Raw genomic sequence first — 24,513 nt, forward strand, 5'->3', positions numbered from 1 at the left:
GGCGGGGATATTTATTAAACGAAAGACGAGGCGGTGTCTTTCGTTGATAAATATCCTGCGGGGTGACGAGGATCAGGAAAAGGTCCAGTGGACCTTTTCCCCGAGGAACGCCGGAACGGCGGCGGGGGGCGCACAGCCCCCCTGTGATCGTTCGCATAATATGCAAGGATTCAGTTAAAAACGCAGCGCCGGCTGCGGTTGTCAGACCGGCCGGGGGGATTCGCACAGATCAGATCAGACCGGCATGGGCCATGGCTGCGTCGATCTGTTTGCGGGTCGCATCGGTCAGGCCGACCAATGGCAGGCGCACCCGTTCGTCGCACAGGCCAAGGCGTGACATGGCGTATTTCGCACCCACCAGCCCCGGCTCGACAAAGATGGCGATGTGCAGCGGCATCAGCTTGTCCTGATACGCCAGCGCGGTGGTGTAATCGCCGCGCAGCGTCGCGTTCTGGAATTCGGCGCAGAGTTTCGGCGCGACATTCGCCGTGACCGAGATACAGCCGACCCCGCCATGCGCGTTAAAGCCAAGCGCCGTCGCATCCTCGCCCGACAGCTGGATGAAATCGGCCCCGCAGGTCATGCGTTGGCAGGATACCCGTTCCAGCTTGCCGGTGGCGTCCTTGACGCCGACGATCCGCGGCAGGCGGGCCAGTTCGCCCATGGTGTCCGGCGCCATGTCGATCACTGACCGGCCCGGAATATTATAGATGATGATCGGAATATCCGCTGCTTCGTGCAGTTCGGTGTAATGCGCGATCAGCCCGGCCTGTGTCGGCTTGTTATAATAGGGCGTCACCACCAGCGCGGCATCCGCGCCCACCTCGGCCGTGAACTGCACCAGCCCGCGCCCCTCACGCGTGCTGTTCGACCCGGCGCCCGCGATCACCGGCACCCGGCCTGCGGCGACATCGACCACGACTTCGATCACTTTACGGTGTTCGTCATGGGTCAGGGTCGGGCTTTCGCCGGTTGTCCCCACTGGCACGATAGCGTGGCTACCCTGATCTATATGCCACTCGACCAGCTTTTTCAGCGTGTCCAGATCCAGCTCGCCGTCCGGTGTGAACGGCGTGATGAGGGCAGGCATTGACCCTTTGAACATGACACGCTCCTGTGGTTTTGCGATTATGATTCGTCTGGATTACCGCCGCCAGCCGGTCTTGCCAAGGATGTGTCTTGCGTATCGGCGCCCGGCCCCGCACAACTGCCGCGATGAAACTGCTGTTGCGAACCCTGTCCCAAGCCGCGCTTGCGGCGTTGATCCTTGCCACACCTGTCCGTGCCGAAAACGCGGGGGCGATGGCGCTGGCCCTGTCCGCCGCCGAGGCGCGCGACTGGATCACCGCCCGCGATGCCGCCGCCGCATCCGGGCCGCTGGCGGAAACGCTGGTCGGCTGGCAGGCGCTGCGGTCGGGGCATGGCGAATTTGCCGATTATCTGGCCTTTGTGCGCCGCCACCCCGATTGGCCGGGGCTGGATCTGCTGCGTCAGCGCGGCGATGCCAAGCTGCGCGCGGGGCTGCCCGCCGCCGATGTGATCGAATGGCTGGATGGTCGTCCGCCGCAAACGCTGGCCGCTGAACAGGTGCTGCTGGCGGCGCTGCCGCCCGATCAGGCGGCGGCGGAACGCGCCCGGTTCTGGACACAGGCCGCCCTGTCGGTGGCGGATGCGGCGGCGTTTCTGGCGGCTTACCCTGATCTTGCGCCGCTGACCGGCGCGCGGATCACACATCTGCTGGATCAGCAGGAATGGGCCGCCGCCGATGCATCCTTGCCGCTGTTGCCCGAACCCGAGCGTGCGTTGCACGCGGCCCGCATCGCCTTGCAGGCCGGGCGGCAGGGGGTGGACGATCTGATTCTGGCGTTGCCCGACGATCAACGCGCTGACCCCGGCCTGACGCTAGATCGCTTTTTGTGGCGGGTGCGCAACCGCAATGCCGACGGCGCCCGCGCCCTGATGCTGGAGGCTTCGAGCAGCGCCGATACCTTGCGCCGACCTGAGCTGTGGGGATCGCGCCGGGCCGATTATGCGCGCGCGGCGATGCGGGCGGGCGACTGGCCCTTGGCCGAGCGTTTCGCCGCCAACCACTTTCTACCGCAAGGTGACCGCAATTATGCCGATCTGGAGTGGCTGGCCGGTTATGCCGCGCTGAAACAGGGGGCGGCGGACCGGGCGCTGGACCATTTCCTGCATCTGGAAACGCAGGTCGGTGCGGCGATCAGCACCTCGCGCGCGCTGTATTGGCAGGCCCGCGCGCTGGATGCCCTTGGCCGGACGCAGGATGCGCAGGCCGCCTTTGCCCGCGCGGCGCAGTTCCCCGGCACCTATTACGGCCAGCTTGCGATCGAGCGCACCGGCGCGGCCATGCCCGCCGATTTCGCCGTCACCGGCCCGGCCATCGAGACGCTGCCCGACTGGCGCGGCAGCGATCTGCGCGGCTCGGAACCCTTCCGTGCCGCGCTGTGGATGATCGCGACCGGCCGCCGTGACGAAGCGCAGCGATTCCTGATCCACCTTGCCGCGACCGCCACGCCCCAAGACATCGCCCGTATGTCGCGCCTGATGTATGAGGCCGGGGCACCGTGGTTCGGTCTGCGCCTGTCGAAACAGGCGGCCAGCAAGGGGGTGATCTTTCCGGCGGCGCATTTCCCGCTGACCGATCTGGCCGACAGGGATCTGGGAGTGCCCACAGAGCTGGCGCTGTCCATCGCCCGGCAGGAAAGCGAGTTCAATCATCGCGTCGCCAGCCACGCCGGGGCGCAGGGGCTGATGCAGGTCATGCCCGACACCGCCCGCGATATGGCGCGGCGCATCGGCGAACCCTATGATCTGCCCCGGCTGACCAGTGACCCGGCCTATAACGCCCGTCTGGGCGGCGCTTATCTGCGCGGGCTGCGGGACAGGTTCGGAACCTCGATTGCGCTGGTTGCCTCGGGGTATAATGCCGGGCCGGGGCGGCCCGCACGTTGGCTGGGCGATTTCGGTGATCTGCGGCAGGGGGCCGATCCGGTGGATTGGGTCGAACTGATCCCCTTTGACGAGACCCGCAATTACGTGATGCGCGTGGCCGAGGCGCAGCCGATCTATCGTGCGCGTCTGTCGGGCAAGCCCGCGCCCATCGTGCCAAGCTTTGACCTGACAGGGGGCGGGATCATGCCGCCCCCGCCCGTGCGTCTGACGCTGGCCATGTCGCGCCCGCCGGTGCCCAAGCCCTTTATCGGGCCGCCCCCGCCGCCCGGCTGGCGTCCGCCCGCAACACCGCAGGATGTGAACTGGCCTGAAACCGCCGCCGGTCTGGTCGCGCCGGGAACGGGCGGGGCCGCGCTCAGCTTTGGCGGCGCATCCGGGTCCGCCACAAGGTGAACAACCCGGCGGCAACCACGATGGTCGCGCCGATCACCACATTCAGCCGCAGCGTTTCACCAAAGATCAGCACGCCGATAAAGCTGACCCAGACAAGCTGCGTGTAGGCAAAGGGTTGCAGGGCGGATGCCTCGGCCAGCTCATAGGCTTTTATCAACATGAAATGCGACGAGATCGCGGTTACGCACAGCAGCCCCATCCAGATCCAGTCGCCCGGTGCCAGCCAGACCCAATCGCGCAGGCCGACAAAGGTGATCGCCACCGCGCCCGCAATCCCGGTCCAGAAAAAGCTGACCATCGCCGGATCATCGCGGGCCACCAGCCGCGTCAGCAGGCCGTAAACCGCAAACATCACCGCCGCGATCAGGGGCAGGGCGGCGGCGGGCGCAAAGACCGTCCCACCAGGGTCCAGCACGATCAGGATACCGGCAAAGCCCACGCCAATGGCCAGCCACCGCCGCCAGCCGACCTTTTCGCCCAGCAAAGGCCCCGACAGTGCCGCGACCAGCAGCGGATAGACGGTGAACACGGCGTGTGTTTCCACCAGCCCAAGCCGCACAAAGGATTCGACCATGACCAGAACTTCGGCCACCAGCAGAACGCCACGGAAAATCTGTGTCACCGGACGCTTTGACCGGATGGCCCGCCGCAGTCCGCCGGGCTGGCGCGCCACCAGCCAGATCACGAACAGCGCAAAGACCCAAAAGCGCAGCATCACGATCAGCACGGGGGGATAGTCGCCCGCCAATTGCCGCGACAACCCGTCCTGCATCGCAAAGATCAGACTGGTTGCACACATCAGCAGAATGCCCAGCCCCGTGCGGTCGCGCACCGGCGCGGCTGGCGGCGGCAAGGCCGTTTGTGGCAGAGGCGTGGTCTTGTCGGGCATGGCGACCTCATTACGGATCAGATCGCGGATGCGCGCTTTACTGCCCCGCGTCAAGCCGCCGCAGGCGCAAAGCCGGATTGCGGGGGCGTTTGCCAGCGCGCGCGATGAAAAAGAACAAAGCTTCAGACAGCAGGCGGCGCATTGCCCGACCGGATGGCACCGGGTGGCCCGGCCTCGCAATACAGTGATGCGGCAGCGGGGCGTGTTTCGGGCGAGGTGCTGATCTGCATGTCCTGTTCAGACCGCCAGTTGCCATAACGATACAGCAATACGGCCATCATCATGGTCGCAATCATTCCGGCCGGAAAGCTGAGCCAGATGGCGTCGGCGCCCAGAACCCCTTGCAGACCATAGGCAAAGCCAAGGCGGACCGGGAACATCGACACGAACAGTATCACCAGTGGCCAGAACACCTGACCATTGGCGCGGATCGTCGCGAACAGCACCATGGTCACACCAAAGGGGATAAAGCCCCAGGTCGCCAGCCAGGCGATATGTTCTCCGATGGTGACGGCATCGGCATCGCTGGCAAGAAAGATCTGCATTGCCTGCCGGTCGGCGGCCAGCAGCAGCGCGACCAGTGCTCCGGTCAGGAACAGGTTATAGATGACGCCGATGCGGGTGATCTGATCGACCCGGTCCCATCGGCCCGCGCCGATATTCTGCGCCGCCATGGCACTGACCGCCGCGCCAAGCGCCATCGCCGGCATCTGCACATAGGTCCAGATCTGCTGCGTGGCACCAAAAGCCGCCGTGGTATCCACGCCCTGATGGTTGATCAGCCGCATCATCGCCAGCATCGAGCCTGACACGACGATCATCTGCAAGCCCATCGGCAACCCCTTGCGCAGCATCAGCGCAAGGATCGACATGTCCGGGCGCAGCCACGCCAATTCTTCGCCGCGCAGCCGCAATGGCAGGTCGCGCGCATAGATCCACAGCAGCATCGCGGCCAGCGCGATATAGTTCGCGACCGCCATGGCAAAGGCAGACCCGCCGATCCCCATGCGCGGCGCGGGGCCAAGGCCAAGGATGAACACCGGGTTCAGCACCACATCCAGCACAACCGCCAGCGCCATAAAGATCAGTGGCGTGATCGCATCTCCGCTGCCGCGCAGGGCCATCATCAGCATGGTCATCAGCAAGATCGCAGGCAGCGCCACAAACGTGACGCGCAGGAAATCGCGGGCCAGCGGGGTGATTGCCGGATCGGTGCCCAGCAGGGCCAGCACGTCGGGGGCCAGAAACCAGCCGACCAGCGCCAGAACCAGCGCCACGGGCACAAAGGTGCCGACCGTGGTGCCGACGATCCGGCGCGAGGTCTCGATATCGCCGCGCCCGAAGGCTTGGCCGATCAGAATTGTGGCGGCCATGCCAAAGCCAAAGACGAAGGCGGTCATCAGGAACATGACCAGATTGCCATTCGTCGTCGCCGCCACCGCATCCGCGCCAAGCAACCGCCCGACCCAGATCGTATCAATCGATCCATTCGCCGATTGCAACATGGAGGCCGCCAGCGTCGGCAGTGCAAAGGCCAGCAATGTGGTGGCGATAGGGGCGGTGACGAGGTTGTTGCCAGATGCCATGGCACTTGTCCTTTCGGGCAGGTTCCTTGCCGGATTATCTGATGTAGGCGCGATGTCCAGCCGCCAGAAACGAAAAAGGGCGCCGCAGGGGCGCCCCGATCCGGTTTTCCGCGCGATCAGTTGCGCGCCTTGTCCACCATTTTGCCTTTGGAAATCCACGGCATCATCTCGCGCAGCTTTGCGCCGACCTGTTCGATCTGGTGTTCGTCGTTGATGCGGCGGGTCGCCTTGAAGCTGGGCTGGCCGACGGCGTTTTCCTGCATGAAGTCGCGCACGAATTTGCCGGTCTGGATGTCGGTCAGGACCGCCTTCATCCGCGCCTTGGTTTCCTCATAGGGCAGGATGCGCGGGCCGCTGACATATTCGCCATATTCCGCCGTGTTACTGATCGAATAGTTCATGTTGGCGATGCCGCCTTCATAGATCAGATCGACGATCAGTTTCACTTCGTGCAGGCATTCAAAATAGGCCATTTCCGGCTCATATCCCGCCTCGACCAGCGTTTCAAAGCCCATGCGGATCAGTTCAACCAGACCGCCGCACAGAACCGCCTGTTCGCCGAACAGGTCGGTTTCGCATTCCTCGCGGAAGTTCGTCTCGATGATCCCCGAGCGCCCGCCGCCGATGGCCGAGCAATAGGACAGCGCCAGATCCATCGCCTTGCCTGAGGCGTCGTTATGCACCGCCACAAGGCACGGCACGCCGCCGCCTTTGGTGTATTCGCCGCGCACGGTGTGGCCGGGGCCTTTGGGGGCCATCATGATGACATCGACGCCTTTTTTCGGCTCGATCAGGCCGAAATGGACGTTCAGCCCGTGCGCAAAGGCGATCGCCGCGCCTTCGCGCAGGTTGTCATGGACGTATTTCTTATAGGTTTCCGCCTGCAATTCGTCGGGCATGGTGAACATGATCAGGTCGGCCCATTTGGCGGCCTCGGCGATCTCCATCACTTGCAGGCCCTCGCCCTCGGCCTTGGCCTTGGATGGGCTGCCTTCGCGCAGCGCGACGACCACGTTCTTGGCGCCCGAATCGCGCAGGTTCAGCGCATGGGCGTGGCCCTGGCTGCCATAGCCAAGGATGGCGACTTTCTTGTCTTTGATAAGGTTCACGTCGCAATCGCGGTCGTAGTAAACGCGCATGATCTTTTCCCTGATAGCGTTTCGATGCGGGTTTTCTAACCGCTGCGGCGCGGCGTGTCTGTTCATTCTTCGCACAATAGGCGATAAATAAGAGATGTTCATGCCTTAAAGTTCTGCTAAACGAATAAATCATGCCTGACGCCACCGACCGCCGCATCCTGCGCCAGCTTTTGGCCGACCCTGACCTGCCCAACCCCGAATTGGCCGAACGCGCCGCGGTCACGCAGGCCAGCCTGTGGCGGCGGCTGGACCGGCTGCGCGCCACCGGCGTTCTGCGCGGGATCGAAGCGCGGATCGACTGGCGCGCCCTCGGATGGGAGGTTGAGGTCAGCCTGCGCTTTACGCTGGACAAGACCAACCCGCGCGCCTTTGATGAATTTCTGGCCGCCGCCCGCGAAGTGCCGGAAGTCACGGAAATTCAGACATTTCTGGGTAGCGTTGATATCCGCCTGTCGGTGATCGCGCGGGATATGGCGCATTGGCAGCAGGTCTATCGCGACCGTATCCTGACCCTGCCGCATGTGTCTGATCTAGATGCGCTGATGCTGGTCAGCACGATCAAAGACAGCGGGGCCTTACCGCTATGACCCCCGACGCAACTGATCTGGCAATCCTGCGGCTGCTGGCGCGCGACGCCACCCAAAGCGCGGCGGAAATCGGGCGGGCGGTCGGGATCGGCCAGCCTGCTGCGTGGCGGCGGATCCGGCGGCTGACCGAGACGGGTGTGATCCGGGGGCGGCGGGTGGAGCTGGATAATGCCGCGCTCGGGTTCGGGGTGACGGTGTTTCTGGGCATCCGGCTGGCCACCAAGGGTCGCACCAGCCTTGAGGATTTTGAACGCGCCGTGACTGCCATCCCCGAGGTGCAGCTGGTCCAGCACGTTCTGGGCCAGTTCGATTACCGGCTGCGTATCACCGCCCGCGATATTTCCGATTTCGAGCGTATCCTGCGGCGGCGGATCATGACCTTGCCCGGCGTGGGCCAAGTTGAAGCCAACGTTATGCTGTCCGAGGAACGCAGGCCCGGCCCTTTGGGCGGGTAGGTGCGGTCGCGCCCCAAGATGCATATTTGGGCAAACGGCAAGCGGGGCCGTGTCTTGACGGTGCGGGCCGAATATGTGCCGGGTGTATTTTTCCTCTTTTCATCGCGGATTTGGGGCGGCATAGTTCGCGCTATGACACGGACCCGCCACATTTTTGTTCAGACCGGCACGCGCTTTGGCGCGCCCTTGGCCGTGAACCTCCGTGGTCTGCTGCTGCTTACGCTGCGCTGAGCGGGTCCGCCGGGCCGCCGCTCAGTCAGGTTGGTGCCCGGTTTCCCCGAGAACTCAGCGAAAGACAGCGTTATGACCGACAAGAACCGCGTTTACATCTTTGATACCACCCTGCGCGATGGCGAACAGTCGCCGGGTGCCACCATGTCCCACGCCGAAAAGCTGGAAATCGCCCAGATGCTGGACGAAATGGGCGTCGATATTATCGAGGCGGGCTTCCCCATCGCATCCGAGGGCGATTTCGCCGCCGTGTCCGAGATTGCGAAACAGGCGCAGAACAGCGTGATCTGCGGGCTGGCGCGGGCACAGATCCCCGACATCGACCGCTGCTGGGAGGCGGTGAAACACGCTCGCCGCCCGCGTATCCACACCTTTATCGGCACCTCGCCGCTGCACCGGGCGATTCCGAACCTGGACATGGACCAGATGGCCGAGCGGATCGAACAGACCGTCACCCACGCCCGCAATCTGTGCGACAACGTGCAGTGGTCGCCGATGGATGCGACGCGGACGGAACATGATTACCTGTGCCGCGTGGTGGAAATCGCCATCCGCTGCGGTGCAACGACGATCAATATTCCCGATACGGTTGGCTATACCGCCCCGCGCGAGTCGGCTGACCTGATTCGTATGCTGCTGGAACGGGTGCCGGGCGCGGATAACATCATCTTCGCCACCCATTGCCACAACGATCTGGGCATGGCGACGGCGAACGCGCTTGCGGCGGTCGAGGCGGGGGCGCGGCAGATCGAATGCACCATCAACGGTCTGGGCGAACGCGCCGGCAACACCGCGCTGGAGGAGGTCGTGATGGCCATGCGCGTGCGTAATGACATCATGCCGTTCAGCACGGGGATTGATACGACGAAAATCATGGGGCTGTCGCGGCGGGTGGCGCAGGTTTCCGGCTTTCCGGTGCAGTTCAACAAGGCGATCGTCGGCAAGAACGCTTTTCTGCACGAATCCGGCATCCATCAGGACGGCGTGCTGAAGAACGTCGAAACTTTTGAAATCATGCGCCCCGAGGACATCGGCCTGACCGCCGCCAATATCGCGATGGGCAAACACTCGGGCCGGGCGGCGCTGCGGGCCAAGCTGGCCGATCTGGGCTTTGACGTGGGTGATAATCAGTTGAAGGATGTGTTTGTCCGCTTCAAGGCACTGGCTGACCGCAAGAAGGAAATCTTTGACGAAGACCTGATTGCACTGATGCAGGACAGCACCGCGAACACGGGCGACGATCATTTGCAGGTCAAACATCTGCGCGTGGTCTGTGGCGGCGGAGAGCCTGCGCTGGCCAGTCTGTCGATGGTTGTGGATGGTGCGGAAAAAACGGTTGAGATGCATGGCGACGGGCCGGTGGATGCGGCCTTTAACTGTGTTAACGCGTTGTTCCCGCATAATGCGATTCTGCAACTGTATCAGGTTCATGCCGTGACCGAGGGCACGGATGCACAGGCCACCGTTTCCGTCCGGCTGGAAGAGGATGGGCGGATCGCCACCGGGCAGGCGGCGGATACCGACACGATTCTGGCCAGCGTCAAGGCCTATGCCGGGGCGTTGAACCGGCTGATCGTGCGCCGTGCCATGACCGGGCCGGATGCGGATGCGAAACAGATCAGCATGTATTCGCATTGACGGATTGGCCGGGGGTGCCTTGGCTGTGCCCCCGGTTGGCCTATGCCCAATGGGCCGGGCGCAGGCCGTCAAAGTCGATCCCGGCCAGAAATGGAAAATGCCGGTTCAGGCTGGCGTCAAAGGCCGCAGGGTCCAGCCGCGTCAGATAGGGCGGCAGTTGGTTCAGATCCAGCGCACGCGAATCTGACGGCCAGCGCAGCAGCAGAGTGGCCGGGGCATCATGCGCGATCAGGCTGGTCATCTGCTGGCCCGCGCGGAAATGCGGGCGGGTAAACAGGCTCTGCTGCGGATTGGCCATGCGCATCGCCAGCCCGCCACCCAGAAACGGCAGGTTCATTTCCAGCAAGGCCATCGCCTGGCCCGGATACAGCGCCACATTCAGCCCGCGTGCAAAGCTGATGGCATATTGGTCGATCCCAGCCATGCGCCGGGCAAGGCCACGCAGGCGGAGGATGTAATCAACGGCCAGCGCATCGTCGTCATCCAGCCGGAACTGCACCAGATCGCCATCGCTGGCCTTGTGCAGTTCCAGTAGGGTGGGGCGCAGCGCGTCGCTCAGGTCGGTTTCGTCTGTCACCAGCAGTTGAATTTCGTCATGGCCATCACACAGGCCGCGCAGCCGGTTCAGCCAGGGCGCGGGCATTCGGGTCGAGGTGACGACCAGGAACACGAAACCCGGCTGCCGCTGCGCCAGAACCGAAGGCAGGCAGATGGTTTCAAAGGCATGAAACCGCGCGGCCATACGGTTATCAGCATAGAGATCGGCGGCGACGCCTGCCAGAAACTCCTCGGTCCGCTCGGGGCGACCGCGAAAGGCCGCGAAATCCGACTGGCCCAGATAAGAAAACCGGCAGATGCCAAGGATGACGGGGCGGGGCACGTGGACCTCGGATGCGGGTAATCGGGCTGATGCTGGGTAACGGTCGCACCCGTCGCGGTCAACAGATGGCGAAACCTCGCCCGTTACACGCTTAACGGGCTTTTACACGGGCGCGCGTGCCTCTATATGGGGCCACGCCATGGCGTGGGGCGATTCCGCGCCGTCCGCACATGGGGCGGGCACGGGCAGACGGGCAGGCCGGAAAACCGGCACGAAAGGATAGCAGGCATGGCATTTGGCGGGTTGTTTTCGACCGACATCGCGATTGATTTGGGCACGGCCAATACGCTGGTCTATGTCAAGGGCAAGGGTATCATTCTGAACGAACCCTCGGTCGTGGCCTATCATGTCAAGGACGGCAAGAAACAGGTGCTGGCCGTGGGCGAGGATGCGAAACTGATGCTGGGCCGCACCCCCGGCAGCATCGAGGCGATCCGCCCGATGCGCGAAGGCGTCATCGCCGATTTCGACAGCGCCGAACAGATGATCAAGCATTTCATCAAAAAGGTTTTCCGGCGCACGACGTTCAGCAAGCCCAAGATCATCGTCTGCGTTCCTCATGGCGCGACCCCGGTGGAAAAGCGGGCGATCCGGCAGTCGGTTTTGTCGGCAGGCGCGCGCAAGGCCGGGCTGATCGCCGAACCGATCGCGGCGGCGATTGGCGCGGGGATGCCGATTACCGAACCCACTGGTTCGATGGTGGTCGATATTGGCGGCGGCACCACCGAAGTCGCGGTTCTGTCGCTGGGTGATGTGGTTTATGCGCGCTCGGTTCGCATCGGCGGCGACCGCATGGACGAGGCGATCATCAACTATCTGCGCCGCAACCAGAACCTGCTGATCGGGGAATCGACGGCGGAACGGATCAAGACCAGCATCGGCACCGCGCGGATGCCCGATGACGGGCGCGGGGCCACGCTGATGGTGCGCGGGCGCGATCTGCTGAACGGTATTCCCAAGGAAATCGAGATTACCCAGGCCATGGTCGCCGAGGCGCTGTCGGAACCCGTGCAGGCGATTTGCGAGGCGGTGATGGTCGCGCTAGAGGCGACGCCGCCCGATCTGGCCGCCGACATCGTGGATCGCGGTGTCATGCTGACCGGCGGCGGGGCGATGCTGGGCGATCTGGATCTGGCGCTGCGCGAACAGACCGGCTTGTCGATCACGCTGGCCGATCAACCGATGAGCTGCGTTGCGCTTGGCACCGGCAAGGCGCTGGAATACGAAAAGCAGCTGCGCCACGTCATCGACTACGACAGCTGACGGGCGACGCGCCGTGGCAGCCAGAGGGCCGGACTATATCACGCCGCTGCGGCGGGTGCTGATCGCCCTGCTGGCACTGGTCCTGCTGACCATGTTCCTGTTCTGGCGCATCGACAGCCCGCGCGCCGAACGGGCACGGGTGGCGTTGATCGACCGCTTCGTGCCCTCGTTCGAATGGGCTTTGGTGCCTGTGACCAGGCTCAGCCAGATGGTGGCGGGCTTTCAGTCCTATTCGCGGCTTTACGAACAAAATCAGGAACTTCGCCGCGAATTGCAGCGGATGACGGCGTGGAAAGAAGCCGCCGTTCAGCTGGAGCAGGAAAACGCCAAGCTGTTGGCGCAGAACAATGTGCGGATTGATCCGGCGCTGACCTCGGTCACGGGGATGGTGACGGTGGACAGCGGCACGGCCTTTCGTCAGTCGGTGCTGCTGAATGTCGGCGCGCGCGACGGAATTATGGATGGTTGGGCCACCATGGACGGACTGGGGCTGGTCGGGCGCATTTCCGGCGTGGGTGAACGCACCAGCCGCGTTCTGTTGCTGACCGACCCAAGCAGCCGGGTGCCGGTGACGGTCCAGCCCTCGGGTCAGCACGCGCTGTTGAGCGGCGATAACACGTCGCGTCCGGTGCTGGATTTTATCGAGGGACCGGAAAACGTTCGCCCCGGCGACCGGGTCGTGACCTCGGGCGATGGCGGGGTGTTTCCGCCGGGGTTGTTGGTCGGGCAGGTCGCGCAGGGGGCCGACCGGCGGATGCGGTTAAGCATGGCCGCCGACTATGGCCGGCTGGAGTTCCTGCGCGTCGTCCGCAGCCAGCCGGGCGAGGTGCTGCCTGACAGCGGATCGCTGATTACCCAGGGGGTCGTGCCGTCGGCGCCCGAACAGGACATCGACCTGATGCCCGGCTTTACCGGCAGCCCGGCTGACGCGCCTGCGGATTCCGCCGATGATTGAGGGTGCGCGCGGGCGGATGCTGATGGGCACGGGCCTGTTCTGCATCTGTATCCTTGGCCTGCTGTTCGTGCGGCTTTTGCCGCTGAACGCGGGGACGGTGGGCTGGCCCGGCCCTGATCTGGGCCTGTGCCTGACCTTTGCCTGGGTGCTGCGCCGCCCCGCACAGGTGCCCGCGCTGTTGATCGCCGTGCTGTTTTTGGTCGAAGATATCATACTGTATCGCCCCATCGGCCTGTGGGCGCTGATCGTTCTGCTGGGGACAGAATCTGCACGCTTGCGTGAACAGCGTTGGCGCGAGCATCCCTTCATGGTTGAATGGCTGCGCGTGTCGATCCTGATCGGGGTGATGATGCTGGGCTATCGCATTGTGCAGGTTTTGGTTCTGCTGCCGGTTCCGGCCTTGGGGCAGGTGATGCTGCAATATATCGCAACTGTGGCGGCCTATCCGCTGGTGGTGGTCGTGGCGCGCTGGACGCTTGGGCTGCGCCGTATCAGCCCGGCGGATGCCGACAATCTTGGGAGGTCGAGATGAGAAAATCTCCCCGTGAAATCATCGAAAGCAGCCGCCAGATCGGGCGGCGCGGCCTGATGCTGGGCGCGATGCAACTGGGCGTCGCGGGGGCGCTTGGCTGGAAAATGCGGTCGATGCAGCTTGACCATGCCGATGAATACAGACTGCTGTCGGATGGCAACTCGATCAAGATCAGGCTGCTGCCTCCGGCGCGGGGGCTGATCCACGACCGCAATGGCGTGCTGGTGGCGGGCAACGAACAGAACTATCGCGTGACGCTGACGCGCGAAGATGCGGGTGGCGATGTCGAGGGCGTGCTGCGCGCGCTGTCGCGGCTGATCCCGCTGCCCGACGACCGCATTGCCGCGCTGTTAGAAGAGTTTTCCAAACGCAGCGCCATCACGCCGATCAGCATTGCCGACCGGCTGACATGGGATCAGTTCAGCACCATCGCGGTGAACGGCCCGGCCCTGCGCGGGGTGACGCTGGAATCGGGCCTGTCGCGCAGTTACCCGCGCAAGGGCGATCTGGCGCATGTGATGGGCTATGTCGGGCCGGTCAGCGATTACGACCTGTCCCGGATCGAGGAACCCGATCCGGTGCTGCGCTTGCCGGAGTTCCAACTGGGCAAAGTCGGTATCGAATCCAAGCTGGAAGACGTGCTGCGCGGCAGCGCCGGTGCCCGCCGGGTCGAGGTGAACAGTGCCGGTCGCGAGATGCGCGAACTGGGCCGACAAGAAGGTATTCAGGGCAGCACCGTGCAGCTGACCATCGACGCGCGGCTGCAAAACTATGCCGAACAGCGGCTTGGCGATGAAAGCGCGGCTGCCGTCGTCATGGATGTGCGCACGGGCGAGTTGATCTCGATCACCTCGGCACCGACCTTTGACCCGAATGCTTTTGTGCGCGGCATTTCCAGTGCTGATTATCGTTTTCTGATGGAACACGATCACCGCCCGCTGGCCGACAAGACGGTGCAGGGGGTTTACCCGCCGGGGTCCACCTTCAAGATGGTGACGCTGCTGGCCGGGCTGGAATCGGGCATCATCAACGCGGGCTGGCGGTCTTATTGCCCCGGCTACACCACCGCGGGCGGTCGCCGCTTTCACTGTTGGAGCAGGGGTGGGCATGGCAGTGTGGACGCGATCAAAAGTTTGGAAGAAAGCTGCGACGTTTACTATTACGACCTGTCACAGCGTATCGGCATCGACCGTATCGCCGCGATGGCGCGCAAGCTGGGCATCGGGGTGCGCCACGATCTGCCCATGTCGGCGGTGGCCGAGGGCATCGCCCCTGACCGCGCGTGGAAGCGTGCGCGCTATGACCAGGAATGGCAGGTCGGTGACAGCCTGAACGCCTCGATCGGGCAGGGCTATGTGCTGGCCTCGCCCTTGCAACTGGCGGTGATGACGGCGCGCATCGCTTCGGGGCGTGCGGTCGAGCCCCGGCTGATCCGCGCCATCAACGGCGTGTCGCAGATCCCTGACACGCCGTTCCCGGAACTGGATATCAGCGCCGCCAACCTGCGTGTCGCCCGGCGCGGTATGGATGCGGTGATGAACAGCGCCCGTGGCACCGCGAAACGGTCGCGTATCCTGCCGGATGAGTGGCGCATGGCGGGCAAGACCGGCACCAGCCAGGTGCGCAACATCACCGCCGCTGAACGTGCGCGTGGGGTGATCCGCAACGATCAACTGCCGTGGAACCGGCGCGACCACGCACTGTTCGTCTGCTATGCCCCCTATGACAACCCGCGCTATGCCGTGTCGGTCGTGGTGGAACATGGCGGCGGCGGGTCCACCGCTGCGGCACCGATTGGGCGCGACATCCTGCTGTTTGCGCTGGCGGGCGGGCTGCCGCCGCTGAGCGCGGTGCCCTCGGATCAGCAGGTGCCGATGCGCGACCGTAACGAAGCGATGGAGCTGTTCGAACCCGAACCAGCCCCCGCCGCGCGGACGCGGGCATAAGGGGCGCGGCATGGCTTATCTGAACTATCAGGTTGCCCAGACCCCGACCGGGCTGCGCAAGTTTCTGTTCATCAACTGGCCGCTGGTATTCCTGATTACGGCGGTTGCCTGCACCGGGTTTCTGATGCTGATCTCGGTCGCCGGGGGCAGGGCGGACACCTGGGCCGAGCCGCAGATGTATCGCTTTGCCGTCGGTATGGTGATGATGATCGGGCTGGCCTTTGTGCCGATGTGGTTCTGGCGCGGGATCTCGGTCCCGTTCTATGTGCTGTGCTTTCTGCTGCTGGTGGCGGTGGATCTGTTCGGCACCATCGGCATGGGGGCGCAGCGGTGGATCGACCTTGGCCCGATCCGGTTGCAACCATCGGAATTGATGAAGATCGCGCTGATCCTGCTGCTGGCGGCCTATTACGACTGGCTGGACCCGGACCGGGTGTCGCGCCCGCTGTGGGTGCTGATCCCGGTGGTGCTGATCCTGGCGCCAACCGCGCTGGTGCTGATCCAGCCAGATCTGGGCACCTCGATCATGCTGGTGACGGGCGGCGGGATCGTGATGTTCGCGGCAGGGGTTTCGCTGTGGTATTTCGGAGTCGTGATCGCCATGGCCGTCGGGCTGGTGGTGGCGGTGATGCAAAGCCGTGGCACCGACTGGCAATTGCTGAAGGATTACCAGTTCCGCCGTATCGACACCTTTCTGGACCCGACCGCCGATCCGCTGGGGGCGGGCTATAACATCATCCAAAGCCAGATCGCGCTTGGCTCGGGCGGCTGGTCGGGGCGCGGCTTTATGCAGGGCACACAGTCGCGGCTGAATTTTCTGCCCGAAAAGCACACCGATTTCATCTTTACCGTGCTGGCCGAGGAGTTCGGCTTTATCGGTGCGTCATCGCTGCTGGCGCTGTATCTGCTGATCGTGGGGTTCTGCCTGTATTCGGCGCTGACCAACCGCGACCGCTTTGCCAGCCTGATTACCATCGGCATCAGCGGCACGTTCTTTTTGTATTTTGCCATCAATATGGCGACGGTAATGGGGCTGCTGCCGGCCAAAGGATCGCCGCTGCCTCTGGTCAGTTATGGCGGCACCTCGCTGATGATTCTGATGATCGGGTTCGGGCTGGTGCAGTCGGCCCATGTCCACAGGCCACGATGATGCGCGTTTTGCTGTCTGCCCCCGATGGTTATTGGCCCGCATGGACACCGGCCTTGCGCGCGGCCTGCCCTGAAATGGACTTGCGCCCGGATGGCCCGCCCGATGCGTTCGATGCCATCATCTATGCACCGGGCGGAATCACCGATTTCACGCCCTATACGAATGTCCGACTGGTCCAGAGCCTGTGGGCCGGGGTCGAGCGCATCATCGGCAATACGACACTGACGCAGCCTCTGGCGCGGATGGTTGATCCGGGGTTGCGGCAGGGGATGGCCGAATATTGCACCGGCTGGACCATGCGCGCGCATCTGCACATGGATGCCTTTGCGCAGGATGGCGTCTGGCGCAACGGACAGGTGCCGCCGCTGGCCGTTGATCGCCGCGTCACCGTGCTGGGCATGGGCGAATTGGGCCGCGCGGTCGCCACAATGCTGCGCGGCATCGGCTTTGATGTGGCGGGTTGGTCGGCATCCGGGCGCGGGGCTGATCTGGCCGGGGCAGAGGGCTTGCCCGATGCGCTGGCACGGGCCGAGGTGCTGCTCTGCCTTTTGCCCGACACGCCTGATACCCGCGACCTGCTGAACGCGGCGCGGCTGGCCATGCTGCCGCGCGGTGCGTGGATCATCAATCCGGGGCGCGGCACATTGATTAATGACGATGCGCTGCTGGCGGCGCTGGATGCGGGGCAGGTGGGGTGCGCCGTGCTGGACGTATTCCGAACCGAGCCGCTGCCGCCCGCCCATCCGTTCTGGTCGCATCCGCAGGTGTTCGTCACCCCGCACATCGCCGCGGAAACCCGGCCCGCATCGGCGGCGCAGGTGGTGGCTGAAAACCTGCGCCGTGTGATGGCCGGTCAGCCGCCGCTGTATCTGGTGGATCGCGCGCGGGGTTACTAGGGCGCGGCAGCGGGTGGTGGAGGTGGTGGATTGTCTGTCGGTGCCATCTTTTGGGCGTTTCGGGTGGCGCGGGCGATACGCTTGGCCATCGCCTTGGACCGGCGGCGCTGATAGGCGCGGAAAATCGGCACGGTCAGATAATGAAAGGCCAGGGCAACCGGGATGCCGATAATCAGCCCGCCCACGGTATAGGGCAGGAACAGATTGTAATAAAACACTGACAGCCGGTCCCAATGTGCGGTCTCTGGTCCGAACAGCGACTGGAAATTGTGCCACAACTGCCCGGTCGCGCTGGAAAATTCGTAAAAAATCATTTGTGGCGACAGATCGCCCGGAACACCCAGCAGATACCGCCCCAACCCGATGGAAATGACGGCGATCAAGGGAAACGTCACCGGATTGCCGACAAAGGTGCCCAAGGCCGACGCGATGATATTGCCCCGGATCAGCCAGGCTATTGCTGCGGCCAGCAGGAAATGCAGGCCGAACAGCGGTGTAAACGACACATAGACCCCGGCGGCAAAGCCACGTCCGATCCTGTGCGGTTGGTCGGGTAGGCGCTGCATCCGATGCATGACATACAGTGCCGCACGCCGCCACCCGCCACGTGGATAGACGATGTTCGACGCCATCTGGCCATAACTGCGGGGTTTGCGTTTGAACACGTGAAACCTCAGGAGCGAACCAGAGCTATTTTGTCACGGTTTGCGAGCCGGGTCACGCACCCTTGCGACCTGCGCCACGTCACTTTCGGCCTCAAGCGCGGTCAGCAGGTTGTGCAGGTGTTCACGGTCGCGCAATTCGACCTCGATCCGCAGGCGATAGAAGTCGGGCTTGCGGTTCACGAATTCCAGATCCGAGATATTCGCCCCCTGCGTGCCGATCAGCGTGCAGATGCGGCCCAGAACACCCGCGTCGTGGCGGATCGTCAGGCTGAGCACGGTGGAATAGGCGGCGGGGTGATGCCCCTCGCGCCAGCGCAGATCGACCCAGCGGTCGGGGCTGTCCTCGTATTCGGCCAGAACCGGGCAGTCGATGGCGTGGATCACCACCCCCTTGCCACGATAGGTGATGCCGACGATCCGTTCCCCCGGCAACGGGTTGCAGCAGGGGGCGCGCTGAAAACTGGTGTCGGCCTCTAGCCCGGCGAAGGGGCGGCGGGAATCCACCTCGTCCTGCCGTTGTGCCAGTTCGGGATACAGCGTGGACAGAACCGCCTGCACCGACACTTCGGCACTACCGATCCGGGCCAGAAGTTCGTCGCCGTCTTGCAGGCCCATCTGCCGGGCGGCGGTGCGCAGCGCCTTGTCCGTGATCTTGCGTCCGACATGCTCAAAGCTTACACGGGCCAGTTCCGCGCCAAGGCGGATAAAGCGGTCGCGGTCTTCCTCGCGCAGAGAACGGCGGATCGCGGCCTTGGCACGGCCCGTGACCACAATGTCCAGCCATGTCGCCTGCGGACGCTGGCCGGCGGCTGCGATCACCTCGACCGACTGGCCGTTTTTCAGGCGCGTCCACAGCGGCACCCGAATGCCATCCACCTTGGCACCGACGCAGGAATTGCCCAGACGTGTGTGGATCGCATAGGCAAAGTCAATCGGCGTTGCCCCGCGCGGCAACTGGATCACGTCGCCAAGCGGGGTAAAGCAGAACACCTGATCGGAATACATCTCAAGCTTGACGTGTTCCAGAAATTCGTCGTGGTCTTCCTCGCCAAAGCGTTCGGTCAGCGTGGCAACCCATTCCGCCGGATCGACGGCAAAGGGGTTCTGCGTGCGCACACCGTCGCGGTAAGCCCAATGCGCGGCGACGCCCGCCTCGGCCACCTCGTGCATCTGGCGGGTGCGGATCTGCACCTCGACCCGTTTGCCATCGCGGCCCGATACAGTGGTGTGGATCGAGCGATAGCCGTTGGCCTTGGGCTGGCTGATGTAATCCTTGAACCGGCCCGGCACGGCACGCCAGCGATGATGAATGACGCCAAGCGCGCGATAGCAATCCGCCTCGGACCGGGTGATGATCCGAAATCCATAGATGTCGGACAACCGGCTGAAGGCCAATTGTTTTTCCTGCATCTTGCGCCAGACAGAGAATGGCTTTTTCGCGCGGCCGTAGACATCTGCGTCGATACCTTCGCGTTCCAGTTCGCTGCGGATGTCGGCGGTAATCTGGCCGATCACATCGCCCGATTCCTTTTGCAGACTGACAAAGCGGCGAATGATGGAAATGCGGGCCTCGGGGTTGATGACCTTGAAGGCAAGGTCTTCCAGTTCCTCGCGCATCCATTGCATCCCCATGCGCCCGGCCAGCGGGGCGTAGATGTCCATGGTTTCACGCGCTTTTTGCAACTGTTTGTCGGGGCGCATCGACCGGATGGTGCGCATGTTGTGCAGCCGGTCGGCCAGCTTGACCAGAATAACGCGCAGATCGCGCGACATGGCCATGAACAGTTTGCGAAAATTTTCGGCCTGTTTGGACTGTGCGCCTGACAATTGCAGGTTGGTCAGCTTGGTGACGCCATCGACCAGATCGGCAATATCGCGCCCGAACAATTCCCGCACCTCTTCCCAGGTGGATCGGGTGTCCTCGATCGTGTCATGCAGCAGGGCGGTGACGATGGTCGCATCATCCAGCCGCATTTCGGTCAGGATTGCGGCGACGGCGACAGGATGGGTGAAATATGGCTCGCCCGAGTGGCGGAACTGCCCCTCATGCATACGCTGGCCATAGTCATAGGCGGCGCGGATCAGGCTGGCGTTCGAGCGCGGGTTATAATTGCGCACCAGAACGATGAGGTCTTCGACATCCATCATCGCCGCCGAAGACCTCTGCTTTCTATCAGTCGCGCTGGTTCGCTTCCAGCATCATACGCAGCATCCGTTCCTCGGATTCCTCGTCGGCGGGCTTGGGTCGATCTACTTCGGCACCCAACAGCAGGGCCATCGCGTCTTCCTCAGGCTCGTCCACCTCGATCTGGGTCTGGCTGGATTCGATCATCCGTTCGCGCAGATCATCAACGGGCTGCGTTTCTTCGGCGATTTCGCGCAGGGCGACGACGGGGTTTTTGTCATTGTCGCGATCCACGCTTAGCGTGGCACCGGCGGTGATTTCACGCGCACGATGCGATGCAAGCATCACCAGGTCGAACCGGTTCGGAACCTTGTCAACGCAATCTTCGACGGTCACGCGGGCCATGAATCACCTATTGTTTGCGAATCGCACATCCGGGGCGAAAACGCATAACTGATGGCCTTGGCAGGAAATGTCAAGTTCGAACCATGCCTTTCAGCGCCTGCGGCGGCAGCGCGGCCAACATCTGCGCCACGGTTTTTCCGATACGTGGATGCCGCCAGCCGGGCGCGATTTCGGCCAGTGGGGCCAGCACGAATCCGCGATCCTGCATCCGCGGGTGCGGCAGGATCAGCTGATCGGGCGTTTCGGTCTGCTGGCGGTTTGGGGGCAGGGCGCGCCATTCATCCTGAGTCTGCGCATCAGGCAAAACCAGACCGTCCCAGCCGATCAGATCCAGATCGGCGGTCCGGGCCGACCAGCGCCCCTGTCGTTGACGATCCAGTTGCGATTCCGTGTCGTGCAGCAGAGCAAGCACTTGCTGCGGCGTCATGGCGCATGCCAAAATCGCGGCTGCATTGCAAAAATCCGGCCCACTTTCTGCGGGATGTGCAGGAGTTGTCCAAAAGTGACTGATTGCACGGATTGAAACTGCTGGCTGTGTGTGCATGATCGCCAGCGCGGTTCGCAGTGTCTGTGCCGGATCGCCCGCCCGGGACGGCAGATTCGCGCCAAGCGCAAGCAGGATTTGTGATGATTGCTTCAATTGTCTGCCCTGACCGTCCGGCCGATATGAATTTGTAGCCGAGCAGTCAGTTTCACCCAGCACGCAGCAAAAACGAAGGCCAAAAACGAATGTTTTACAAAGATGACAGGCTTGCACTGTTTATTGACGGATCGAATCTCTATGCCGCTGCCAAGGCGCTTGGGTTCGACATCGACTACAAGCTGCTGCGACAAGAGTTCGAACGCCGGGGCAAGCTGATCCGCGCCTATTATTACACCGCGCTGCTGGAGGGCGAGGAATATTCCCCCATCCGTCCGCTGGTCGATTGGCTGAACTACAACGGTTACTGCCTGGTGACAAAGCCGGCCAAGGAATACACCGATGCCATGGGCCGCCGCAAAATCAAGGGCAACATGGACATCGAACTGTGCGTCGATGCGATGGAGCTGGCCCCCCGTCTGGATCACGCCGTGCTGTTTTCTGGCGACGGCGATTTTCGCCCGCTGGTCGAGGCGTTGCAGCGTCAGGGCCTGCGCGTGTCGGTCGTGTCCACCATCCGCAGCCAGCCGCCGATGATCGCTGACGAATTGCGTCGGCAGGCCGATAATTTCATCGAACTGGATGCATTGCGCGACATCATCGGCCGCCCCCCGCGCGAGAATCCCACCCCCGAGGTGTGAAACGAAAAATCGGGGGCGAAATCTGCTTGACGCCCCCGGCGGCGGGGGCTAATCACCCCCCCACGCCGAGGCGCTCGACACAGGGCGATGACATCGGGGGCGACGTGCTGCAAGGTGCGGCAGCGGACTGTAACTCCGCCGGGGAGACCCATGCCTGGTTCGATTCCAGGGTCGCCCACCATTTGCCTTTGATTTAATTGGCAAATATTTCCCGGAACCTCTTTTGCCTAAAAGTTGCCTAAGCCGATGGCTTTCGGGCGAAGGCTTGGCGTCATCACGAAAAGGTGATGATGGGCTGCGTTTGGATGCCCACATGCGGCGGGTTAAGGTGCGACATGAGAACTGGAAGCATTCCTTTTCGCTTTGACATGACCGAACTGCTTGATCGCGCACGGCGGCTGCGCGACAAGCATGTTGGGGAAGTTACGCTCAACCTTCCGTTCATCAGTGTTGCGGTTAATCCAAAGGATAAGGAACGGCAAATCGCCCGTGAACTTGTCATCCGGCTTGCCGACCGGCGCGTTCTATCATCGTGGGAATGCTGCGACGGGTGCATTGACAACGCCCTAAAGTCGTTGGGCGAGATACGCGGCATTTTGGTTGATAAACAGGTCGAACTTGCCGACCTTCAAGACGGGCCGCTGTATATGCTGATTGACGCCATGGCGCGCGGCATTCGCCAGTTTATGACCTACGAAGAACTGTTGAACAGGCCCAGCGATGCACCGCCGCACCCTCGCTTCGGTGAGTTTTACCGCCCGAACGACGTGCGGCAGGCATACTTCGACGCGCTAGCCGCTGCTTGGGACAGGTTACGGCAATAGGCGGCATGGACCTTCCACAAGACGGCTTGGTCAAAAACTATCAGGGCGCTTGGCAGCTTGGAGCCTATGAAGTTCCGTTAATTGAACGCAAATGAAAAGGCGGCAGACGCCCCGAATGCATCTGCCGCCCCTATCAACGCCCCCCGGAAGTTCCCGCAACCGGGGGCGTCGATCCCTTATCGCACCGGCAAGCGGGCCAGAAGCCGCGTCCGTTCGGCGGGTTCAAAGGCATAGACTGGCACGGCCAACGCCGCCCTGTCATTGCCCACGGGAAGCCCCGCAGCGGTCATAGCGGCCCGGATGGTCTGCGACGCGCTGGACAGGCCAACCACGGCCACAGGCGGCACGCGCAGCGCGCTATCGACCCCCGCCGCGCCAGCCGCCCAAATCAGGTGAAGCGCCCGTTCCACCGGCTGCGGTTGGTTCGGCGGCGCTGACAGATCGCCGGGGCCGCTGGCCTGTGGGGAATAGATCACCAACGCCCCGTCCCTGATATAAGGCGCAAGGTCAGGGCGTGGGGTTTGGTCAAGGCCAAGCTGATGAAGCACGGCCCAATTCCCCCGAATAACCAAATCACCAAATACGTCGTCCAGCTTTGCGAACTATCGCTAAACCATTTGGCGACTTGCGCGATTTGGGTTTCAGCCGTGCCCATCTGATTACACGTCCACCCGGCTTTCGGCGGCTTGCTGCGCCAGATGCGGCAGATAGAAGTTCACGTGAACGTCACGAACCAAGGCTTCATAGTTGGGCAGGCGGCTTTCGATGGCGGCGGCTTCGGTCAGCATTTCCGCCACTTCGGGCACATACTGGCTAACCAGTGATGCGCGAACCTTGCCGTGAAGCTGTTCCGACATGCCGCAAAGATGGAAGCCCGCCCCGCAGATAGCCCGCGCCGTCTCAAGGTCGCGCTTGGCGATGTTTGTGACCGTGGCGACCGCGTTTTCGTCGCCGCTGGCAAGCGTCTGGCGCATCCAATCGCGCACCTCGCGTTTGCGGGCGTGATCGCGCGGGCCAAGCACGTCAGTCATTTTTTCAGCGGCGTCGCGCTGCATCCGGGCCGCATCGTGGGCAAGGTTGTCCTTGATGATCCGGGCCATGGCCGACACGCGTTCGGCCAGCACCTTTGCCGCTTCATGGCGGGCGCTTTCCGTCTTGGTCGTGTCCTTGTTCAGCCGGATCACGCGTTCGGTGTTTTCGGCAAGACTACGGATCATGGGTTCAACCTGCGCGAAGGTCTTGGGCATGGCGTCGGGCGAACCAAGTTTCGCCGCCATCATCGTTGCGGTGGGGAACTCCTTCAGCTTTTCTTCGGCGGTCGGCACGAGGTAGGACCGCGCGGCCATGAATTGATTGAAGTTGGTGATAGGCGTTTCGCTGGGCATTGGTCAGGTTCCTTATTCGGGCGCGCGGCTTTGCGCGGTGAATAGTTTGTCGCGGTATTGGGCCACATACTGTTTCCATGAAGCGATGTTCGGGAATGGATTGGCGGGCAGAAAAGGCCGGTCATCTTGCCGGTTTCGGGGTCAAGCGCGGCGGTCGGCATGGGCCGGAACTGCGGCGTGCGCTTGGCTTCAAGGCGCTGCAAGCGCGATGCGAGAAAGCGGGCCATCACTTTGCCCTTTCCAATGCAGAAAATCGGACTTCTAGGTTCAGGACCCATTGATTATAACCTTGTTCGATGATTCAGGAGGTGCCAG

The 24,513-nt window shown here is 63.1% G+C and carries 23 protein-coding genes and 1 tRNA gene; 13 read left to right on the forward strand and 11 right to left on the reverse strand.

The features are described 5' to 3' along the window. Positions 1 to 229: 229 nt before the first annotated feature. On the reverse strand, positions 230 to 1,105 hold the full coding sequence (gene dapA / locus Q4G22_RS12870) for a 4-hydroxy-tetrahydrodipicolinate synthase (RefSeq protein ID WP_303386298.1): 876 nt from the start codon (positions 1,103 to 1,105) through the stop codon (positions 230 to 232). Positions 1,106 to 1,215: 110 nt separating this feature from the next. Between dapA and Q4G22_RS12875 the strand changes: the two genes are divergently transcribed. Then, positions 1,216 to 3,366, forward strand: coding sequence for a lytic transglycosylase domain-containing protein (locus Q4G22_RS12875; RefSeq protein WP_303386299.1), 2,151 nt, complete (start codon positions 1,216 to 1,218; stop codon positions 3,364 to 3,366). Here Q4G22_RS12875 and Q4G22_RS12880 read toward each other — a convergent pair. The 3 genes from Q4G22_RS12880 to ilvC all read right to left on the reverse strand — a co-directional run bounded on the left by Q4G22_RS12880 (position 3,329) and on the right by ilvC (position 6,980). Next, positions 3,329 to 4,255 carry a DMT family transporter gene (locus Q4G22_RS12880; protein WP_303386300.1) on the reverse strand — a complete coding sequence of 309 codons (927 nt, stop codon included), beginning with the start codon at positions 4,253 to 4,255 and terminating at the stop codon, positions 3,329 to 3,331. The genes Q4G22_RS12875 and Q4G22_RS12880 overlap by 38 nt on opposite strands. 122 nt (positions 4,256 to 4,377) lie before the next feature. Next, positions 4,378 to 5,841, reverse strand: a complete 1,464-nt coding sequence (locus Q4G22_RS12885) for an MATE family efflux transporter (RefSeq protein WP_303386301.1) — start codon at positions 5,839 to 5,841, stop codon at positions 4,378 to 4,380. 116 nt (positions 5,842 to 5,957) lie between these two features. Beyond that, a complete protein-coding gene (ilvC, locus tag Q4G22_RS12890; protein ID WP_303386302.1) occupies positions 5,958 to 6,980 on the reverse strand; it encodes a ketol-acid reductoisomerase in 1,023 nt (340 codons plus the stop codon). A gap of 131 nt (positions 6,981 to 7,111) precedes the next feature. On the opposite strand from ilvC, the gene Q4G22_RS12895 reads away from it, so the two are divergent. The 3 genes from Q4G22_RS12895 to Q4G22_RS12905 all read left to right on the forward strand — a co-directional run bounded on the left by Q4G22_RS12895 (position 7,112) and on the right by Q4G22_RS12905 (position 9,891). Continuing rightward, a complete protein-coding gene (locus Q4G22_RS12895) occupies positions 7,112 to 7,567 on the forward strand; it encodes an Lrp/AsnC family transcriptional regulator (protein WP_303386303.1) in 456 nt (151 codons plus the stop codon). Next, positions 7,564 to 8,022 carry an Lrp/AsnC family transcriptional regulator gene (locus Q4G22_RS12900; protein ID WP_303386304.1) on the forward strand — a complete coding sequence of 153 codons (459 nt, stop codon included), beginning with the start codon at positions 7,564 to 7,566 and terminating at the stop codon, positions 8,020 to 8,022. The genes Q4G22_RS12895 and Q4G22_RS12900 overlap by 4 nt, the downstream gene beginning before the upstream one ends. A 303-nt stretch (positions 8,023 to 8,325) precedes the next feature. Beyond that, positions 8,326 to 9,891 (forward strand): 2-isopropylmalate synthase, encoded by a 1,566-nt coding sequence (locus Q4G22_RS12905; protein ID WP_303386305.1) that lies wholly within the window; start codon positions 8,326 to 8,328, stop codon positions 9,889 to 9,891. Between the two features lie 40 nt (positions 9,892 to 9,931). Here the strand turns inward: Q4G22_RS12905 and Q4G22_RS12910 are convergent, their stop codons facing one another. After that, a complete protein-coding gene (locus tag Q4G22_RS12910) occupies positions 9,932 to 10,771 on the reverse strand; it encodes a glycosyltransferase (RefSeq protein WP_303386306.1) in 840 nt (279 codons plus the stop codon). A gap of 228 nt (positions 10,772 to 10,999) precedes the next feature. Between Q4G22_RS12910 and Q4G22_RS12915 the strand changes: the two genes are divergently transcribed. From Q4G22_RS12915 to Q4G22_RS12940, 6 genes are read left to right on the forward strand one after another with little or no spacing between them, the layout of a single operon-like run. Beyond that, entirely contained in the window at positions 11,000 to 12,034 is a 1,035-nt protein-coding gene (locus Q4G22_RS12915) for a rod shape-determining protein (RefSeq protein WP_303361195.1), read from the forward strand. Positions 12,035 to 12,047: 13 nt separating this feature from the next. Next, positions 12,048 to 12,989 (forward strand): rod shape-determining protein MreC, encoded by a 942-nt coding sequence (mreC, locus tag Q4G22_RS12920; protein WP_303386307.1) that lies wholly within the window; start codon positions 12,048 to 12,050, stop codon positions 12,987 to 12,989. Beyond that, the gene (locus tag Q4G22_RS12925; RefSeq protein ID WP_303386308.1) at positions 12,982 to 13,521 is read left to right on the forward strand and encodes a rod shape-determining protein MreD; all 540 of its coding nucleotides are present in this window, start codon (positions 12,982 to 12,984) and stop codon (positions 13,519 to 13,521) included. Before mreC ends, Q4G22_RS12925 begins: the two co-directional genes overlap by 8 nt. Then, positions 13,518 to 15,467 (forward strand): penicillin-binding protein 2, encoded by a 1,950-nt coding sequence (gene mrdA, locus Q4G22_RS12930; protein WP_303386309.1) that lies wholly within the window; start codon positions 13,518 to 13,520, stop codon positions 15,465 to 15,467. The genes Q4G22_RS12925 and mrdA overlap by 4 nt, the downstream gene beginning before the upstream one ends. Positions 15,468 to 15,477: 10 nt before the next feature. After that, positions 15,478 to 16,617, forward strand: a complete 1,140-nt coding sequence (gene rodA / locus Q4G22_RS12935; protein WP_303386310.1) for a rod shape-determining protein RodA — start codon at positions 15,478 to 15,480, stop codon at positions 16,615 to 16,617. Further along, on the forward strand, positions 16,617 to 17,513 hold the full coding sequence (locus Q4G22_RS12940; RefSeq protein WP_303386311.1) for a glyoxylate/hydroxypyruvate reductase A: 897 nt from the start codon (positions 16,617 to 16,619) through the stop codon (positions 17,511 to 17,513). Before rodA ends, Q4G22_RS12940 begins: the two co-directional genes overlap by 1 nt. Here the strand turns inward: Q4G22_RS12940 and Q4G22_RS12945 are convergent. The 4 genes from Q4G22_RS12945 to folK form a co-directional block, all read right to left on the reverse strand. Continuing rightward, positions 17,510 to 18,178, reverse strand: a complete 669-nt coding sequence (locus tag Q4G22_RS12945) for a DUF2062 domain-containing protein (protein WP_303386312.1) — start codon at positions 18,176 to 18,178, stop codon at positions 17,510 to 17,512. The two genes, Q4G22_RS12940 and Q4G22_RS12945, sit on opposite strands and share 4 nt — an antisense overlap. A gap of 33 nt (positions 18,179 to 18,211) precedes the next feature. Further along, entirely contained in the window at positions 18,212 to 20,326 is a 2,115-nt protein-coding gene (locus Q4G22_RS12950; RefSeq protein WP_303386313.1) for a bifunctional (p)ppGpp synthetase/guanosine-3',5'-bis(diphosphate) 3'-pyrophosphohydrolase, read from the reverse strand. 25 nt (positions 20,327 to 20,351) lie between these two features. Then, the gene (rpoZ, locus tag Q4G22_RS12955) at positions 20,352 to 20,708 is read right to left on the reverse strand and encodes a DNA-directed RNA polymerase subunit omega (protein ID WP_303386314.1); all 357 of its coding nucleotides are present in this window, start codon (positions 20,706 to 20,708) and stop codon (positions 20,352 to 20,354) included. Between the two features lie 70 nt (positions 20,709 to 20,778). After that, positions 20,779 to 21,465, reverse strand: a complete 687-nt coding sequence (folK, locus tag Q4G22_RS12960) for a 2-amino-4-hydroxy-6-hydroxymethyldihydropteridine diphosphokinase (protein WP_368661480.1) — start codon at positions 21,463 to 21,465, stop codon at positions 20,779 to 20,781. On the opposite strand from folK, the gene Q4G22_RS12965 reads away from it, so the two are divergent. From Q4G22_RS12965 to Q4G22_RS12975, 3 genes are all read left to right on the forward strand, one after another. Beyond that, positions 21,438 to 21,989, forward strand: a complete 552-nt coding sequence (locus tag Q4G22_RS12965; RefSeq protein ID WP_303386315.1) for an NYN domain-containing protein — start codon at positions 21,438 to 21,440, stop codon at positions 21,987 to 21,989. The genes folK and Q4G22_RS12965 overlap by 28 nt on opposite strands. 97 nt (positions 21,990 to 22,086) lie before the next feature. Further along, positions 22,087 to 22,170: transfer RNA gene (locus Q4G22_RS12970), tRNA-Tyr, on the forward strand. 187 nt (positions 22,171 to 22,357) lie between these two features. Next, positions 22,358 to 22,813 (forward strand): hypothetical protein, encoded by a 456-nt coding sequence (locus tag Q4G22_RS12975; protein ID WP_303386316.1) that lies wholly within the window; start codon positions 22,358 to 22,360, stop codon positions 22,811 to 22,813. Positions 22,814 to 22,989: 176 nt separating this feature from the next. Here Q4G22_RS12975 and Q4G22_RS12980 read toward each other — a convergent pair whose 3' ends face one another. After that, positions 22,990 to 23,289, reverse strand: coding sequence for a hypothetical protein (locus Q4G22_RS12980; RefSeq protein WP_303386317.1), 300 nt, complete (start codon positions 23,287 to 23,289; stop codon positions 22,990 to 22,992). Between the two features lie 183 nt (positions 23,290 to 23,472). Next, complete coding sequence (locus Q4G22_RS12985) at positions 23,473 to 24,198, reverse strand: hypothetical protein (RefSeq protein ID WP_303386318.1); 726 nt, start codon at positions 24,196 to 24,198, stop codon at positions 23,473 to 23,475. Positions 24,199 to 24,513 lie beyond the last annotated feature (315 nt).

Source organism: Paracoccus sp. (in: a-proteobacteria) (assembly GCF_030538655.1).
Taxonomy (GTDB): Bacteria; Pseudomonadota; Alphaproteobacteria; order Rhodobacterales; family Rhodobacteraceae; genus Paracoccus.

Bases quoted from the DNA above. Each gene is read 5' to 3' on its own strand.
- dapA (WP_303386298.1), bottom strand. From the start codon at position 1,105: ATGTTCAAAGGGTCAATGCCTGCCCTCATCACGCCGTTCACACCGGAC.
- Q4G22_RS12875 (WP_303386299.1), top strand. From the start codon at position 1,216: ATGAAACTGCTGTTGCGAACCCTGTCCCAAGCCGCGCTTGCGGCGTTG.
- Q4G22_RS12880 (WP_303386300.1), bottom strand. From the start codon at position 4,255: ATGCCCGACAAGACCACGCCTCTGCCACAAACGGCCTTGCCGCCGCCA.
- Q4G22_RS12885 (WP_303386301.1), bottom strand. From the start codon at position 5,841: ATGGCATCTGGCAACAACCTCGTCACCGCCCCTATCGCCACCACATTG.
- ilvC (WP_303386302.1), bottom strand. From the start codon at position 6,980: ATGCGCGTTTACTACGACCGCGATTGCGACGTGAACCTTATCAAAGAC.
- Q4G22_RS12895 (WP_303386303.1), top strand. From the start codon at position 7,112: ATGCCTGACGCCACCGACCGCCGCATCCTGCGCCAGCTTTTGGCCGAC.
- Q4G22_RS12900 (WP_303386304.1), top strand. From the start codon at position 7,564: ATGACCCCCGACGCAACTGATCTGGCAATCCTGCGGCTGCTGGCGCGC.
- Q4G22_RS12905 (WP_303386305.1), top strand. From the start codon at position 8,326: ATGACCGACAAGAACCGCGTTTACATCTTTGATACCACCCTGCGCGAT.
- Q4G22_RS12915 (WP_303361195.1), top strand. From the start codon at position 11,000: ATGGCATTTGGCGGGTTGTTTTCGACCGACATCGCGATTGATTTGGGC.
- Q4G22_RS12925 (WP_303386308.1), top strand. From the start codon at position 12,982: ATGATTGAGGGTGCGCGCGGGCGGATGCTGATGGGCACGGGCCTGTTC.
- mrdA (WP_303386309.1), top strand. From the start codon at position 13,518: ATGAGAAAATCTCCCCGTGAAATCATCGAAAGCAGCCGCCAGATCGGG.
- rodA (WP_303386310.1), top strand. From the start codon at position 15,478: ATGGCTTATCTGAACTATCAGGTTGCCCAGACCCCGACCGGGCTGCGC.
- Q4G22_RS12940 (WP_303386311.1), top strand. From the start codon at position 16,617: ATGCGCGTTTTGCTGTCTGCCCCCGATGGTTATTGGCCCGCATGGACA.
- Q4G22_RS12950 (WP_303386313.1), bottom strand. From the start codon at position 20,326: ATGATGGATGTCGAAGACCTCATCGTTCTGGTGCGCAATTATAACCCG.
- rpoZ (WP_303386314.1), bottom strand. From the start codon at position 20,708: ATGGCCCGCGTGACCGTCGAAGATTGCGTTGACAAGGTTCCGAACCGG.
- Q4G22_RS12965 (WP_303386315.1), top strand. From the start codon at position 21,438: ATGTTTTACAAAGATGACAGGCTTGCACTGTTTATTGACGGATCGAAT.
- Q4G22_RS12975 (WP_303386316.1), top strand. From the start codon at position 22,358: ATGACCGAACTGCTTGATCGCGCACGGCGGCTGCGCGACAAGCATGTT.
- Q4G22_RS12985 (WP_303386318.1), bottom strand. From the start codon at position 24,198: ATGCCCAGCGAAACGCCTATCACCAACTTCAATCAATTCATGGCCGCG.